Origin of the sequence: Stenotrophomonas sp. TWI819 (genome assembly GCF_039673075.1) — a bacterium.
Lineage (GTDB): Bacteria > Pseudomonadota > Gammaproteobacteria > Xanthomonadales > Xanthomonadaceae > Stenotrophomonas > Stenotrophomonas rhizophila_B.
Genome location: NZ_JBDJKY010000005.1, coordinates 160891 through 174993, shown reverse-complemented (window position 1 = coordinate 174993; position 14103 = coordinate 160891). Strand labels below are relative to the sequence as shown.

Annotated in this window: 12 protein-coding genes; 4 read left to right on the top strand and 8 right to left on the bottom strand. The window is 66.8% G+C overall.

The features are described 5' to 3' along the window. Positions 1-126: 126 nt before the first annotated feature. The 4 genes from pgaA to pgaD are packed head-to-tail and all read left to right on the top strand — an operon-like array spanning position 127 to position 5797. Positions 127-2163, top strand: coding sequence for a poly-beta-1,6 N-acetyl-D-glucosamine export porin PgaA (gene pgaA / locus ABE463_RS09085; protein ID WP_346467938.1), 2037 nt, complete (start codon positions 127-129; stop codon positions 2161-2163). Positions 2164-2173: 10 nt separating this feature from the next. Next, on the top strand, positions 2174-4069 hold the full coding sequence (pgaB, locus tag ABE463_RS09080; RefSeq protein WP_346468017.1) for a poly-beta-1,6-N-acetyl-D-glucosamine N-deacetylase PgaB: 1896 nt from the start codon (positions 2174-2176) through the stop codon (positions 4067-4069). A 7-nt stretch (positions 4070-4076) separates the two neighbouring features. Then, positions 4077-5324, top strand: coding sequence for a poly-beta-1,6-N-acetyl-D-glucosamine synthase (pgaC, locus tag ABE463_RS09075; RefSeq protein ID WP_259261511.1), 1248 nt, complete (start codon positions 4077-4079; stop codon positions 5322-5324). Beyond that, positions 5321-5797: a poly-beta-1,6-N-acetyl-D-glucosamine biosynthesis protein PgaD gene (gene pgaD, locus ABE463_RS09070; RefSeq protein WP_346467937.1), complete on the top strand. Its 477-nt coding sequence runs from the start codon at positions 5321-5323 to the stop codon at positions 5795-5797. The genes pgaC and pgaD overlap by 4 nt, the downstream gene beginning before the upstream one ends. Before the next feature lie 32 nt (positions 5798-5829). Here the strand turns inward: pgaD and ABE463_RS09065 are convergent, their stop codons facing one another. The 8 genes from ABE463_RS09065 to ABE463_RS09030 all read right to left on the bottom strand — a co-directional run bounded on the left by ABE463_RS09065 (position 5830) and on the right by ABE463_RS09030 (position 14034). Further along, positions 5830-7092: a glutamate-5-semialdehyde dehydrogenase gene (locus ABE463_RS09065; RefSeq protein ID WP_346467936.1), complete on the bottom strand. Its 1263-nt coding sequence runs from the start codon at positions 7090-7092 to the stop codon at positions 5830-5832. 36 nt (positions 7093-7128) lie between these two features. Then, complete coding sequence (gene proB, locus ABE463_RS09060) at positions 7129-8277, bottom strand: glutamate 5-kinase (RefSeq protein WP_346467935.1); 1149 nt, start codon at positions 8275-8277, stop codon at positions 7129-7131. 13 nt (positions 8278-8290) lie between these two features. Further along, the gene (locus ABE463_RS09055) at positions 8291-8551 is read right to left on the bottom strand and encodes a YciI family protein (protein ID WP_346467934.1); all 261 of its coding nucleotides are present in this window, start codon (positions 8549-8551) and stop codon (positions 8291-8293) included. A 69-nt stretch (positions 8552-8620) separates the two neighbouring features. Next, positions 8621-9916, bottom strand: coding sequence for an argininosuccinate lyase (gene argH, locus ABE463_RS09050; RefSeq protein ID WP_346467933.1), 1296 nt, complete (start codon positions 9914-9916; stop codon positions 8621-8623). A gap of 75 nt (positions 9917-9991) precedes the next feature. Next, on the bottom strand, positions 9992-10945 hold the full coding sequence (gene argC / locus ABE463_RS09045) for an N-acetyl-gamma-glutamyl-phosphate reductase (protein WP_259261506.1): 954 nt from the start codon (positions 10943-10945) through the stop codon (positions 9992-9994). After that, on the bottom strand, positions 10942-11541 hold the full coding sequence (locus ABE463_RS09040; protein ID WP_346467932.1) for a GNAT family protein: 600 nt from the start codon (positions 11539-11541) through the stop codon (positions 10942-10944). Before ABE463_RS09040 ends, argC begins: the two co-directional genes overlap by 4 nt. Positions 11542-11546: 5 nt before the next feature. Beyond that, entirely contained in the window at positions 11547-12872 is a 1326-nt protein-coding gene (locus ABE463_RS09035) for an acetylglutamate kinase (RefSeq protein ID WP_183073675.1), read from the bottom strand. A gap of 73 nt (positions 12873-12945) precedes the next feature. After that, positions 12946-14034, bottom strand: a complete 1089-nt coding sequence (locus ABE463_RS09030; RefSeq protein ID WP_346467931.1) for an acetylornithine deacetylase — start codon at positions 14032-14034, stop codon at positions 12946-12948. Positions 14035-14103 lie beyond the last annotated feature (69 nt).

The following is a 14103-nucleotide window of genomic DNA, read 5'->3' as shown; positions in this document are numbered from 1 at the left end:
GCCGATGGGCCGTACCCGGCCATTAACGATTTGGCAACAACTGCGCAGTCAGGCACGATTGGCATGTGATGTGCGTCACACTTTTGACGCAACACACCTTTGAAAGGATGCTCCAAGGGGGGTTCCATGTACGACCATCGGCCGCTGGCGCTCTGCGTCGGCCTGGCATGCGCGACACTCGCTTTTTCCGCTCCGGCGGCCGCTGCAGCCACTGCGCGGGACAACGCATTGGCCGAGATCGGCCAGTTCCGGGACCATGCCCAATGGCTGGATGCACTGGCGGCGATCGAGCGGGCACGGGTGCAGTCGCCCGACGACGAACTGCTGTATCGCCTGCAGGTGCTGACCCTAGCGGATATCGGCAGCGCGCACCGCGCCTGGCAGCTGTACCTGGCGCGCCCCACCCTGTTCGATGCCGCACAGAAAGAACGGCTGGAAGGCAATTACCTGGCCAAGCTGGTGGGCTGGAGCCTGGCCTATGGCCCCAGCGAGGACACCCGCCTGGATGAAGCCGATGCCGCGCTGGTGCAGATGCAGCAGTACCTCGAACGCGATGGCACCACCGTGCAGCAGGCGCCGCTGCGGATCCGCTATGACCGGCTGATCCTGCTCAACCGGCTGGGCCGCCATGCACAGGTGCGCGAGGAGTACCGCACGCTGCTCGCCGAGGGCCACCCGGTGCCGAACTATCTGCTGGCCGCCGTCGGCGATTCGCTGATGGCCACGCAGCATCCGGCCGAGGCGATCCCGGTGCTGGAAGCCGCGCTCAAAGCCGATCCGTCGCTGCCGCAGGCGCGCTCGGAACTGGCCTATGCGTATCTGGAAGACGAGCAGGCCGACACCGCAATCGCTCTGCTGAAGAAGTGGCAGGCCGATGAGCCCGCGTGGCGCTGGGCGAACGGCGCCAAGGCACCCTATGCGAACTGGCCGCGCTACGAGGCCGACCTCAACCTGGCCATGGTGCGTGCCTACAGTGGCGACCTGCCCACCGCCCAGCGCGATCTGGAGAAGATGGTCGAGATCGGCCCGGGCAACACCGGCACGCAGTCGTCGCTCGGCAACATTTACCTGATGCGTGGCTGGCCGCGACGGGCGCTGGAGCGCTACAGCATGGCCAATACGCTGGACCCGCGCGACGTACCTGCACGCCTGGGTCAGTACGACGCCTATGTACAGGTGCAGCGCGATGACCTGGCGCGACCGGTCCACGACACGCTGCTTGCCGCCTACCCCAACCAGCCCTCCGTGCAACGCATGGACCGTAGCTGGCGTGCGCACCGTGGCTGGCAATGGCATGCCTACGCCGAAGGTGGGCGCAGCTCGGGCGGTGGCGGTGCATCGCCGCTGGGCAACGATGACGGCCGCTATGGCGTGGAAGTGCAGTCCCCGGTGCTGGACGACCGCTGGCGCCTGGTCGCGTTCGCCGATCGGCGCAGCGTGGATTTCCAGGACCAGACCATCGACCCGTTGCGGATCGGTGCGGGCACGCGCTACCGCTACGGCCGCGCCGATGCCGAAGCCTTCGTCAACCGCGCCAACGACCACATCGGCGATACCGGCCTCAGCGCCGGGTTCGGCTGGCAGTTCAGCGATCAATGGCATGCCGGCATCACTGCCGCACGCAATGACCCGGATGCCTCGATGCAGGCACGCGTCTCCGGCATCACGGCCGACAGCATCGCACTGGCGGCCGACTATCGCCGCGACGAGCGCACCCACTGGAGCGTGGGGGCCAGCCAGTTCCGCTACGACGACGGCAACCGTCGCGATACCGTCAGCACCGCCATCGAGCAGCGCCTGATGACCCGGCCGACGGTGTTCCTGGACGGTCTGGGCAGCGTGTATGCCAGCCGCGGCAGCCGCGATGACGTGCCCTATTTCAATCCCTCCGAGGATCACTCGGTGGAGATCGGCCTGCGCGTGGACCAGCAGTTGTGGCGCCACTACGAGCGCCACTTCCGGCATCGCCTGACCGTCTCCGTGGGCCAGTACTGGCAGCAGGGCTATGGCAGCGCGATCGTGCCCTCGGCCGAGTACCGCCATGAGTGGCAGCTCGGCGAAGGCCGCATTTTCGAGTACGGCATCCGCTGGTCGCGACCGGTCTATGACGGACAGCGTGAACGACACATCGGCTTGGATGCCGGCCTGCGGTGGGGAGAATGACATGCGGCACATGGACTTGAAGCGCTGGACCCGCTGGATGTTGCTGGCCCTGCTCACTGCGGTGCTGCCGGCACAGGCACAGCAACCACCGGCCGTACTTGATGCCGCCGACAACGGACTGCTGGTGCTCAGCTACCACGACATCCGCGACGAGGTTGCCGCCCGCGGCGACCCGGACGCGTATGCCGTGAGCACGCAGAACTTCGCCGCACACCTGGACTGGCTGTCCGCACATGGGTATCACCCGGTGTCGCTGTCGCAGCTGATCACCGCCTCGAAGGGCGGCACGCCGCTGCCCCCCAAGCCGGTACTGCTGACCTTCGATGACGGCCTGCGCAGCGTGTACAGCAAGGTCTTCCCGCTGCTGCGCGCCTACAACTATCCGGCGCTGGTCGCGGTGATCACCGACTACGTGGACATGCCGGCCGGGCGTCAGATCGACTACGGCTACCGCCCCTTCACCCGCGATGATTTCCTGACCTGGGCGCAGCTGCGCGAGATGCAGAAAAGCGGGCTGATCGAACTGGCCAGCCACACCGACAACCTGCACCATGGCGTGCAGTCCAATCCGCAGGGCAACTCCACTCCGGCGGTGATCACCCGAACCTACGATCCGGCGCGCAGGACCTATGAAACCGCGGCCGAGTACGAAGCCCGCCTGCGCGCCGACCTGGGCCGCAGCGTGGAGCGCATCCAGCGCAATGTCGGCGTCAGCCCCAAGGCGATCGTGTGGCCGTACGCGGCCTACAACGCGCTGAGCAACGATATCGCCGAGCAGCTGGGCATGCCGGTCTCGTTCGATCTGGAAGGCCGCAGCACGCCGGTCAAGCGTGATCTGCACGGTCTGGCCCGGTTGCTGGTGACCAACAACCCGACCGTGGTGCAGCTGGCCTACGAGCTGCGCCGCGATGTCGAGCGCGATGGCATGCGGGCGCTGCAGATCGACCTGGATGCGGTCTACGATGCCGACCCGGTGCAACAGGGCAAGAACCTGGATGCACTGATCGACCGGGTCAAGAAGATCGGCCCGACCCACGTCTTCCTGCAGGCCTTCGCCGATCCGGACGGCAACGGCTCGGCCGATGCGTTGTACTTCCCCAACCGCCATCTGCCGATGCGTGCGGACCTGTTCAACCGCGTGGCGTGGCAGCTCAAGACGCGCGCCGGAGTGAAGGTGTTCGCGTGGCTGCCGGTGCTGGGCTACGAGCTCAAGGACCCGGCCATCCGCAAGGCGCTGGCCATCGAGAGCCCGGAAAGCGACGGCATCTTCCGGTTGGACTTCACCCGGCCCCAGGTCCGCAAGATCATCGATGATATCTACGAAGACCTGGCGATCAACTCGTACTTCGAGGGCCTGCTCTTCCACGATGACGCCTACCTGCGCGACACCGAGCTGACCCAGTTGCCGCAGGAAGGCGATGACGGTGCACGTACCCAGGCCCTGATCGACTTCACCCTGGAGCTGCGCACCGCCGCGCAGCGCTGGCGGCCGAAGCTGGGCACCGTGCGCAACCTGTATGCCCAGCCCGTGCTGGAACCGCAGAGCGCGAGCTGGTTCGCCCAGCGCCTGGACCTGTTCAACAAGGCCTACGACCACACCGCCCTGATGGCGATGCCGTGGATGGAAGGCAGCCGCAGCCCGGAACGCTGGCTGGACCGGCTGGTGGTGGCGGTGAAGCAACACGATCCGCAGTTGTCGCAGACGATGTTCGAGCTGCAGACGCTGGACTGGCGCACCGGCAAGCCGATCCCCGGCGACCGCCTGCGCGCGCAGATCCGTCGTCTACAGGCGGAGGGCGTGCGTCATTTCGCCTGGTATCCGGATGACTTCATCGCCGGACGTCCCTCCACGTATGACGCCCGCGCGGCCATGTCGGCCCGCAGCTTCCCGTACGAGGAAAAGTGAGGTCGCCATGCATCCTCTTCTCTATATCCTGTTCCAGTTCGCCTTCTTCTACCCGATGGTGATGGCCTTCTTCTGGATGTCCGGCGGCCTGTATTACTTCTTCCGGCGCGAACGCAAGGCGCGCGACCGCGATGATCCGCCGCCGATGGACGAGTACCCGTTCGCGTCGATCCTGATTCCCTGCCATAACGAGGCGGAGAACCTGGACGACACGCTCGGCTCGGCGCTCAAGCAGAACTACCCGGATTTCGAAGTGATCGCCATCAACGATGGCAGCAGCGACGACACCGGCGCACGCCTGGATGCCCTGGCCGCCCTGCACCCGCGGCTGCGGGTGGTACACCTGGACCGCAACCTGGGCAAAGCCAATGCGCTGCGCATGGGCGCGCTCGCCGCACGCTCGGAGTTCCTGGTGTGCATCGATGGCGATGCGATGCTGGAGGAATACGCCACGCACTGGATGGTCTGGCACCTGACCTCCGGCCCGCGCGTGGGTGCGGTGACCGGCAACCCGCGCATCCGCAACCGCTCCACCCTGCTGGGCCGGCTGCAGGTGGCCGAGTTCTCCTCGATCATCGGCATGATCAAACGCGCGCAACGGGTGTACGGGCGCATCTTCACCATCTCCGGCGTGATCGCCGCATTCCGTCGCACCGCGCTGCACCGGATCGGCTACTGGGCCGATGACATGGTGACCGAAGACATCGACATCAGCTGGCGCCTGCAGTTGGATCATTGGGACATCCGCTACGAACCCAACGCGCTGTGTTTCATCCTGATGCCGGAAACGCTGAAGGGGCTGTGGCGACAGCGCCTGCGCTGGGCGCAAGGCGGCGTGGAAGTGCTGCTGCGGCATGGCGGCTCGCTGTTCCACTGGCGCAAGCGGCGGATGTGGGGCGTGCTGCTGGAGTACATCCTCAGCGTGCTCTGGGCGTACACGATGCTGGCCATCATCGTGCTATGGGCACTGGGCAAGTTCATGGCGCTGCCACCGGAGCTGTACATCGCCACGCTGCTGCCGCAGTGGCATGGCGTGATCCTGGCCCTGGTCTGTCTGCTGCAGTTCGCCAGCAGCCTGATCATCGACCGCCGTTACGAAACGCATATTGGACGTAATTACTTCTGGGTGATCTGGTACCCGATGGCGTACTGGCTCATCAGTCTGTTCACGACCCTGGTGGCGTTCCCCAAGACGATCTTCAAACGTCGTGGCAAGCGCGCGGTCTGGGTCAGTCCTGACCGGGGTATCCGATGAACACTGTCAAATCCACCCGCCGCTTCGACTCGCGGCTGATCCAGAAACCGCGCAAGCAGCCGCGGCTGCAGCGTACCGCCTGGGGCTTTGTGACCATCGCCTTCTGGGCGTTCTACTTCTACCTGTGGGCGCCGCTGGTGACGCTGGTCTCCTGGCTGCTGGGCGGGCAGATGGCCTGGACCCAGCTGTACGAGCAGAAGCAGACGGTCGATCCGTTCGTGGTGATCGCACTGCCGGTGATGCTGGTCTGCTGCGCGGCGCTGCTGATCGCCTGGGCCGAGTACAACCGCATGCGGTTTTCGGGCAAGGAACGTCGGCTGCCACATGACGATGTGACCCGCGAAGAAATGGCGCATGACCTTGGCGCGAGTGCCGGCGTGGCGGCCTCGCTGGCTGACGGCAAGGCCATGACCCTGCACATGGATGACCACGCGCGGCCGGTGCGGGTGACCGCGCAGGCGCTGGCCGGCTGAGGGGGGTGCCGGCCGCTGGCCGGCATGACCGACTACGTCCGCGTCTGGCCTTCGCCGCGGACGACGAAGCGCTCCACGGTGAGCGCTTCCAGTCCCATCGGGCCGTAGGCATGCAGGCGGGTGGTGGAGATGCCGATCTCCGCACCCAGGCCGAGCTCGCCACCATCGGAGAAACGCGAGGAGGCGTTCACCATCACCACCGCCGAACGCAACGCGTGCACGAAACGCTCGGCTGCCGCGGCATCCTCGGTCGCGATCACTTCGGTGTGGTCCGAGCTGTACTGCTGGATATGCGCGAGGGCGTGCTCGAGGTCATCCACCACGCGCACGGCGATGATCAGATCCAGATACTCGGCGGCGTAATCATCGTCGCTGGCCGCCTCGGCGTCGGGCAGCCACTGGCGTGCCACCGCATCGGCGCGTAGCTGCACGCCACGCTCGGCCAGCGCTTTCGCCGCCAGGGGCAGGAAGGTCGGCGCGAGGTCGGCATGGACCAGCAGTGTCTCCAGCGAGTTGCAGGCCGACGGCCGGCTGCACTTGCCGTCCACCAGCAGGCGCAGCGCCAGTGCTGGATCAGCGGCGCGGTCGACGTACAGATGGCAGACGCCCTTGTAATGCTTGATCACCGGTACGCGGGCATGCTCGGCCACGAAGCGGATCAGCCCCTCCCCGCCGCGCGGAATCGCCAGATCGATCAGGTCGTTGAGCTGCAGCAGCGCCAGCATGGTCTCGCGGCGCAGATCCTCGACCAGCGTCAACGCAGCATCGGCAATGCCGGCCTCGCGCAGCGCGCGCTTGAGCGAGGCGGCAATCGCGGTATTGGAGTGGATCGCCTCCGAGCCTCCGCGCAGGATCACGCCGTTGCCAGCCTTGATGCACAGCGCGGCGGCATCGGCGGTCACGTTCGGGCGCGCCTCGTAGATCATCGCGATGACGCCCAGCGGCACGCGCACCTTCTGCACGCGGATGCCATTGGGGCGCACGTCATCACGGGTCACCTGGCCGACCGGATCGGGCAACGCGGCGACCTCACGCAGCGCGGCGGCGATGCCGGCCAGACGCTGCGGGTTCAAGGCCAGGCGATCCAGCATCGCCGTGCCGACGCCCTTCTCCGTGGCCGCCGCAAGATCGCGGGCGTTGGCGGCGAGAATCGCATCGGTATCCGCGTCGAGCGCGGCGGCCATCGCTTCGAGCAGCTCGGCCTTGGCGGCGGAGGACAGCTGCGCGAGTTGCTGGGCAGCCTCGCGGGAGGCCAGCGCCTGGGTGCGGATGTCGGTAGTGGAGCTGGCGACCATCTCAATATCCTTGAAAAAAACACGGTGGGGACGCGATTACAACAGCACCAGATCGTCACGGTGGATGACGTTGCCACCGTAGTTGTAGCCGAGCACGCTTTCGATGTCGCGCGAGTGGCGCCCGGCGACGCGGCGGATGTCGCTGGCCGAGTACTGGCTGACGCCACGGGCCAGGCAGACCTCGCCGGCCTCGGTGCGTTGCCGGATCTCGATCATGTCGCCACGGCGGAAGTCCCCCTCCGCGCCGACCACGCCGCCGGGCAGCAGCGAGGCGCCCTTGCCACGCAGCGCATCGGCCGCGCCGCTATCGACCAGGATCGCGCCCGGTTCCAGCGGTGCGTGCCGCAGCCAGTACTTGCGCGCGGCCACGCGGGTCTGCGCGGCGTGGATGCGGGTGCCGAAGAGGCGGCCCTGGCTGAGCGCGCGCACCACCTCGGCGCTGCGCCCGTTGAACAGGCAGGTCTCGATGCCGACACGCCCGGCCTTGGCCGCGGCCTCCAGCTTGGTATGCATGCCGCCGGTGCCCGCGCCGCTGCCGGCCCCCCCGGCCATCGCCAGCACCTCGACGGTCAACTCGGGCACATCGTGGATCGGCCGTGCCTGCGGATCACGCCGCGGATCGGCGCTGTACAGGCCGTCGATATCGGTCGCGATGAACAGTACATCGGCGTCGATCAGCGCAGCGACGGTCGCGGCCAGATTGTCGTTGTCGCCGAGCTTGAGCTCATCCACCGAGACGGTGTCGTTCTCGTTGACCACCGGCAGCGCGCCCAGCCGCAGCAGTTCGTTGAGCGTGGCGCGGGCATTGAGATAGCGGCGGCGGTTGCGCAGGTCGTCATGGGTCAGCAGCACCTGCGCCACCGGACGTTCGAAGAAGCGCTGCCACAACCCGATCAGCTGCGCCTGGCCGAGGGCGGCCAGTGCCTGCCGTGCCGCCATCGCCGCCCCGGCTTCCAGCGCACGCGGCACGATCGCCCGTCCAGCAGCGACCGCGCCGGAGGACACGATCACCACTTCACGCCCGGCCAGGACATTGGCCGAGACGAACTGGGCCAGACCCAGTGCGTGGCGTGGCGAGAGACCGCCGCCGTCAGCGGCCAGCAGGCTGCTGCCCACTTTGAGGACGGCACGTTTCCACTGCGGAACGGCTTGTTCGGTGAACGGCGAAGGCACGGAGTGGTTCATGTGATCGGCGCGCTCAGCGCGTGCTCCATTCGTGGATACGGGCGGTGGCACTGCCGTGCACCAGCAGCGGATCAGTGTCGACCAGCGCCTGCGCGGCGGCCAGGTCGGCGATGTCCTGCAGCACGTAGGCACCACCGCTCTTGTCGGTGAAACCCCCGGTCAGCAGCAGCTGCCCGCGGGCCCGCGCCTCATCGAGAAAGCGCACGTGCTCGGCACCCACGTCATCGCGGAAGTCCGGGGTGCGGGTGACCATCACCAGATAACAGGTTTTCATGTGAGTCCTTTTCCCGGGCGCACCCGGCAAGACGTTACAAAAACGGCGACCTTGCGGCCGCCGTCGTGATTACACCAGTGCGGCCCAGCGGGCGCGCAGTTCATCCAGCCGCAGGTCGGCCGCCGCGCCGGGCGACACGCGCGCGGCCAGGCTGCCTTCGGGGGTACGCCCCTGCCCGGCCGTATCCGCCGCCGCGGCGGCGGCCTTGTACGCCTCGCGGAACGGCACACCGGCCACCGCCGCTTCCACGGCGACATCAGTGGCGTACATGCCCGAGTCGATCGCCGCACGAAGCTTGTCGTCGCGCCATTCCAGGTTGGCCAGCAGTGCCGGCAGCAGTTCCAGCGCGGCCAGACCGCGGCCGAAGCCATGGAAGATCGCGCCCTTGCTGCTCTGCAGATCGCGGTGATAGCCCGACGGCAGCGACAGCAGCTGCTCGATCTCGGTGCGTGCCGCGGCCACGCTGGCGTGGGTGGCACGCATCAGTTCGATCACGTCCGGGTTGCGCTTGTTCGGCATGATCGAACTGCCGGTGGTGTACTGCGCCGGCAGCGCGACGAAGCCGAACTCGCTGCTGGTGAACAGCGACAGGTCCCACGCGATGCGGCGCAGATCCAGCGTGGCGCCGCCAAGCGCTTCCAGGGCGGCCAGCTCGAACTTGCCGCGCGAGAGCTGCGCGTAGATCGGCGAGATCTGCATCCGTGCGAAACCGAGTGCCTCGGTGGTGTGCGCGCGGTCCAGCGGCAGGTTCACGCCATAACCGGCGGCCGTGCCGAGCGGATTGGCATCGACCAGGTTGAAGGTGTCGTGCGCGCGGATCGCGTTGTCGATGAAGGCTTCGGCCCAGCCGGCCCACCACATGCCCGCCGAGGACACCACGGCGCGCTGGATGTGGGTGTAGCCCGGCACCGGCAGGTCTTTTTCGGCCTCGGCGCGATCCAGCGCGACCTTGGCGATCTCGCGGCTCAGCTCGGCCACGCGCAGCAGCTTGTCCTTCAGCCACAGCCGGGTCGCCACCAGGATCTGGTCGTTGCGGCTGCGGCCGGTGTGGATCTTGCGGCCGGCATCGCCGAGGTGCTCGGTCAGGCGCGCTTCGATCGCCGAGTGGCAATCCTCGAAGCGCTCATCCAGCACGAATGTGCCGCTGCGGAAATCCTCGGCCAGCACATCCAGCTCGCGCTGCAGGCCGATGCGCTCGTCGTTGCCGAGGATGCCGATGTTCTCCAGGCCCTGCGCATGCGCCTTGCTGGCCGCCACGTCGTACAGGAAGAACTCGCGGTCCAGGATCACATCATCGCCGGCCAGGAAGGTCTGGATCTTGGCGTCTACCGCCACGCCGGGCTTCTGCCACAGAAGGTCTGCCATGTCTTGCTCCGTAGGCGGATTCGCTCCGCCGGGTTGTCAGGGCGCGCGCAGGGGGCCGCGCGGCGCCGTGGGAATTCAGTGCGGGATGGAAGCCAGTTCGTCCAGGCCCAGCGCCAGGTTGAGGTTCTGCATCGCCTGGGTGGCCGCGCCCTTGAGCAGGTTGTCCAGAGTCGCCACCACCACCACGCGCTTGCCGCCCGGGGCCACGTCGAAGCCGCCGATCTGCACACCATGGCGACCCGCGATCTGGCTCACCCATGGCGCTTCGTCGATCACGTCGATCAACGCTTCGTTGGCGTAGTACTTCTGATAGAGCGCGATCACGTCCTCACGCGTGACCACCGTGTTGAGCCACAGATTCACGGTCATGGTGATGCCGCGGAAGTGCGGCGCCACATGCGGCATGAACTCGACCGGCACGCGCAGGTGCGCGGTCACTTCACGCTCGTGCACATGGTTGGTCAGCGCATACGGCATCAGGTTGTCGCGCAGCAGTTCGGGATTGTTCTTGTCCGAGGGCGTGGTGCCCGCGCCGGAGTAACCAGAGACACCAAAGCACTGCGGCGGGCCGGCCAGCTGCTGCAGCAGCGGGCTGATCGCCAGCTGCATCGCGGTGGCGTAGCAGCCCGGGTTGCTGATGTGCTTCTGGCCCAGGTAATCGCCCCGGGTCAGCTCCGGCAGGCCGTAGTACCAGCTCGGCTCAAAGCGCTGATCAGCCGACAGATCCACGATCACCGTCTCCGGCCTGGCCGCATCCAGCGCGGCCACGAACGGCGCGGACAGGCCATTGGGCAACGCCAGGATCACGGCGTCCATGCCCTTGGCGGCGACAGCGTCCGCATCCAGGTTCTCGAACTGCAGTTCACCGTGCCAGTCGCTGTGGTGATCGCTCACGCGCTGGCCGGCCAGTTCGCGCGAGGACACGAAGCCCAGCTGCAGGTGCGGGTGGGCGGCGATCAGCTTGATCAGCTCGGCACCGGTGTGGCCGCGGGCGCCGACGATGCCGACGGTGAAGGTCTTGGTGCTCATGCGTGTGCGTCCAGGCGGTGCTGCAGGTGGCGTTTCACCCCCTGCCATTCCGCATCGATGATGGAGAAGATGACGGTGTCGCGCGGGGTGCCATCCGGGTGGCGCTTGTGGTTGCGCAGCACGCCGTCCTGCTTGGCCCCCAACCGCGCGATCGCGGTGCGCGAGGTGAGGTTGAACCAGCTGGTCTCGAACACCACGCTCAGGCACTCCAGCCGCTCGAAGGCGTGGGTGAGCAGCATCAGCTTGGTTTCGGTGTTGATGCCGGTGCGTTGGGCGGCCTCGCCATACCAGGTGTAGCCGATGCTCAGGCGCGGCACCTCGGCGTCCAGATCGTAGTAGCGGGTGGTGCCGACCACTTCATCGGCCTCGTTGAGGACCACGAACGGCAACCCCTTGCCCTCGGCCTGCGCCTGCAGCGCGGCCTGGACATAGGCCGTCATGGTCTTCGCACTGGGCACCTGGGTGTACCAGAGCTTGGACAAGGTGCCATCCCCCAGTGCACCGCGCAGGCCATCGATGTGCGCCATCTGCAGCGGCTCCAGCCGGGCGTGTGTGCCGGCCAGTGTGGGGACCTTGGTCCAATCGGCGAGATTCATGAGGTTCAGCCCTCCAGGCTGGGGGTGCGTGCGGCGCAATGCTCGACGTACGCTTTGATGCGGTCGAAGCCATCGGCGCCGAACCAGAACACCTTCCAGTGGCCCTGCTTGTAGCAGCCATCGGATTGCGCGTAGTAGAAGTGATTGATCGGGTTGCCGTTGCGCGAGCGCCAGAACAGCTGCGGGGTTTCGTCCAGCATGACATTCCAGACCGCGCGGCCCAGGCCTTCGCCCTGCGCATCGTCGAGCACCGCGAACTTGTCCAGGTAGACGCCTTCGGGCTCGTCGGTGAGGATCACGGCGGTGCGATAGTTCTCGCTCACGTAGGCGCGCAGCAGCTTGGTCTTCTGGAAATAATCCGGCACCAGGGTACGGCCGAAGCTGGATTCGATCAGCTGCTTCAGGCGCGGCAGATCGAGCGCATCCCATGCGGTGGCGCGCAGCACTTTCTCACCCTTGCGCACCAGCGTGCCCGAGCCCTTGTGGGTGAACAGCTCCTTGGCCAGGTCCGCCGGGCGGGTGATCGACACCGACGATTCCAGCGGCAGCCGATCCAGCAGGTCCTTGATCTGCTCGATCTTGACCCGCATGCCGCCATGGATCCACGGCTGCTGCATCAGCTGGTCGTACTCGGTGGACAGGTTGATCGAGTCGATCACCTTGCCCTCTTCATCAAGCAGGCCGCCGGTGCCGGTCAGGAAGATGATCTTGTAGGGCTGCAGTTCCTGCACCAGCTCATTGGCGGCGAAATCGGCGTTGACGTTGAGGATCTGCCCGCAGCGGGTTTCGCCCAGGCTGGTGATCACCGGGATCGAGCCGGCACGCAGGCTGGCTTCGATCGGAGCCAGGTTGACCTTCTTGACCTCACCGACCAGGCCGTAGGTGTCCTGATCCAGGTACTCGGCTTCGAACACGCCGCCGGTGATCGAGGTTGCGCGCGCACCGTTCTGCTGCAGCGCTTCGACCAGCTGCAGATTGGAGGCCTGGAACACCCGGCGGACGATCGCCAGGCCTTCGGCCGAGGTCACGCGCAGGCCGTTGACGGTCTGCTTCTCGATGCCGGCCGCCGACAGTTCGGCGTCCAGCTGCGGGCCGGCGCCATGCAGCACGATCGGGGTCAGGCCGACTTCCTGCAGGAACGACAGCGAGGAGGTCAGCGCCTCCAGGTCATCGCGCAGCACCGCGCCGCCGACTTTGACCACGGCAAAGCGTTTGGCGTCCAGCTGCGAGAAACGCTTGAGGTACTGGCTGATCTCCTTCGCGCTGGCCATGCTCGAGAGCAGGCGCACGATGGTCTGACGGGTCTGGCGGTGGGGCTGGGAAGAAGGCATTTCGATATCGTCGCAGGCGGCCGGGGCCGCGATGGGAGTTCCGTCAGTGGGGGACCACGACGGCGTCATTCGATCAGGCGCCGTGCGCAATGATGCGGTGCACGGACTCGGCGTAACGGTGCAGCTGCTCCAGCGTCACGAACTCATCGGCAGTGTGGGCCTGGGCGATGTCGCCCGGGCCGTACACCAGCGTGGTGTAACCCCCGGCCGAGAACAGCGAGGCCTCGGTCCAGAAATCCACTGCGTTGCCGATCGGGATGTCCAGCGCATCGGCCACGTCACGCGCAGCCAGACGGCGGTTTTCTGCTTCGGCAATATCGCCGGCCGGGAAGCTGGGCCCGCGGAAGGTCTCGGTGAACACCGCGGCCTCCGGTTCGGCGAAACCGGCAAAGGTGGCCAACAGCGCATCGATATCCATCGACGGCAGCGGGCGGAAGCCGAAGCGCACCTCGGCGGCGGGCGCGATCATGTTGGCCTTGATGCCGCCTTCCACGCGCCCGATGTTGAAGCGCAGGCCGGTCAGCCCACCAAAGCGCGCATGCGACAACGACTCGACATGGTCCAACGCGCGGTTGCCCCAGCGCATCGCCTGATGCAGTGCGCTGGCGGCCGCATCCTGCTTGCCCGAGGCATGCCCGGCGCGGCCCTTGAACTGCATCAGCACCGAGCTGATGCCACGGTGCGCGAGTACCGCTTCGCTCATCGTCGGCTCGGCCACCAGCACCGCTTCATACGCAATGCCGCGGGCGAGGAAGGCGGCGATGCAGCGCGGGTCGTTGGCCTCCTCGTCGCTGGAGAACAGAAACGCGGCGTCGCCATCGCTGGCGTTCGCAGCCGCCACCAACGCAGCCGCGGCGCCCTTGATGTCACACACGCCCAGTCCGATCACGCGGTCCTCGGCGCGCCGCATCACGTGCGGGTCGGCCGTCCAATGCGGCGAATCCGGCACGGTATCCAGGTGCACGTTGAACAGGTACTTCGGGGTGCCACGCACCGCATACAGGCTGACTGCACCGTCGCCATGGTCGATCACCTCCACATTGAACCCGGGCAGGTTCGCACGCAGGTAATCGAAGATGCCGCCGGTGGTGATCGCACGCGGCGGATTGCGCGTGTCGAAGGACACAAGCTGCTGCAGGTGATCGAGTGTCTGTTCAAGCATGAATCAACAATCCTGTGGAATTCCGCCGGGCATGGCCAGGCGCTACCGGAATGCGTCTGGTGGAGAGCC

Bases quoted from the DNA above. Each gene is read 5' to 3' on its own strand.
- proB (WP_346467935.1), bottom strand. From the start codon at position 8,277: ATGAACCACTCCGTGCCTTCGCCGTTCACCGAACAAGCCGTTCCGCAG.
- pgaD (WP_346467937.1), top strand. From the start codon at position 5,321: ATGAACACTGTCAAATCCACCCGCCGCTTCGACTCGCGGCTGATCCAG.
- argC (WP_259261506.1), bottom strand. From the start codon at position 10,945: ATGAGCACCAAGACCTTCACCGTCGGCATCGTCGGCGCCCGCGGCCAC.
- ABE463_RS09065 (WP_346467936.1), bottom strand. From the start codon at position 7,092: ATGGTCGCCAGCTCCACTACCGACATCCGCACCCAGGCGCTGGCCTCC.
- pgaA (WP_346467938.1), top strand. From the start codon at position 127: ATGTACGACCATCGGCCGCTGGCGCTCTGCGTCGGCCTGGCATGCGCG.
- pgaB (WP_346468017.1), top strand. From the start codon at position 2,174: ATGGACTTGAAGCGCTGGACCCGCTGGATGTTGCTGGCCCTGCTCACT.
- ABE463_RS09035 (WP_183073675.1), bottom strand. From the start codon at position 12,872: ATGCCTTCTTCCCAGCCCCACCGCCAGACCCGTCAGACCATCGTGCGC.
- pgaC (WP_259261511.1), top strand. From the start codon at position 4,077: ATGCATCCTCTTCTCTATATCCTGTTCCAGTTCGCCTTCTTCTACCCG.
- argH (WP_346467933.1), bottom strand. From the start codon at position 9,916: ATGGCAGACCTTCTGTGGCAGAAGCCCGGCGTGGCGGTAGACGCCAAG.
- ABE463_RS09040 (WP_346467932.1), bottom strand. From the start codon at position 11,541: ATGAATCTCGCCGATTGGACCAAGGTCCCCACACTGGCCGGCACACAC.
- ABE463_RS09055 (WP_346467934.1), bottom strand. From the start codon at position 8,551: ATGAAAACCTGTTATCTGGTGATGGTCACCCGCACCCCGGACTTCCGC.
- ABE463_RS09030 (WP_346467931.1), bottom strand. From the start codon at position 14,034: ATGCTTGAACAGACACTCGATCACCTGCAGCAGCTTGTGTCCTTCGAC.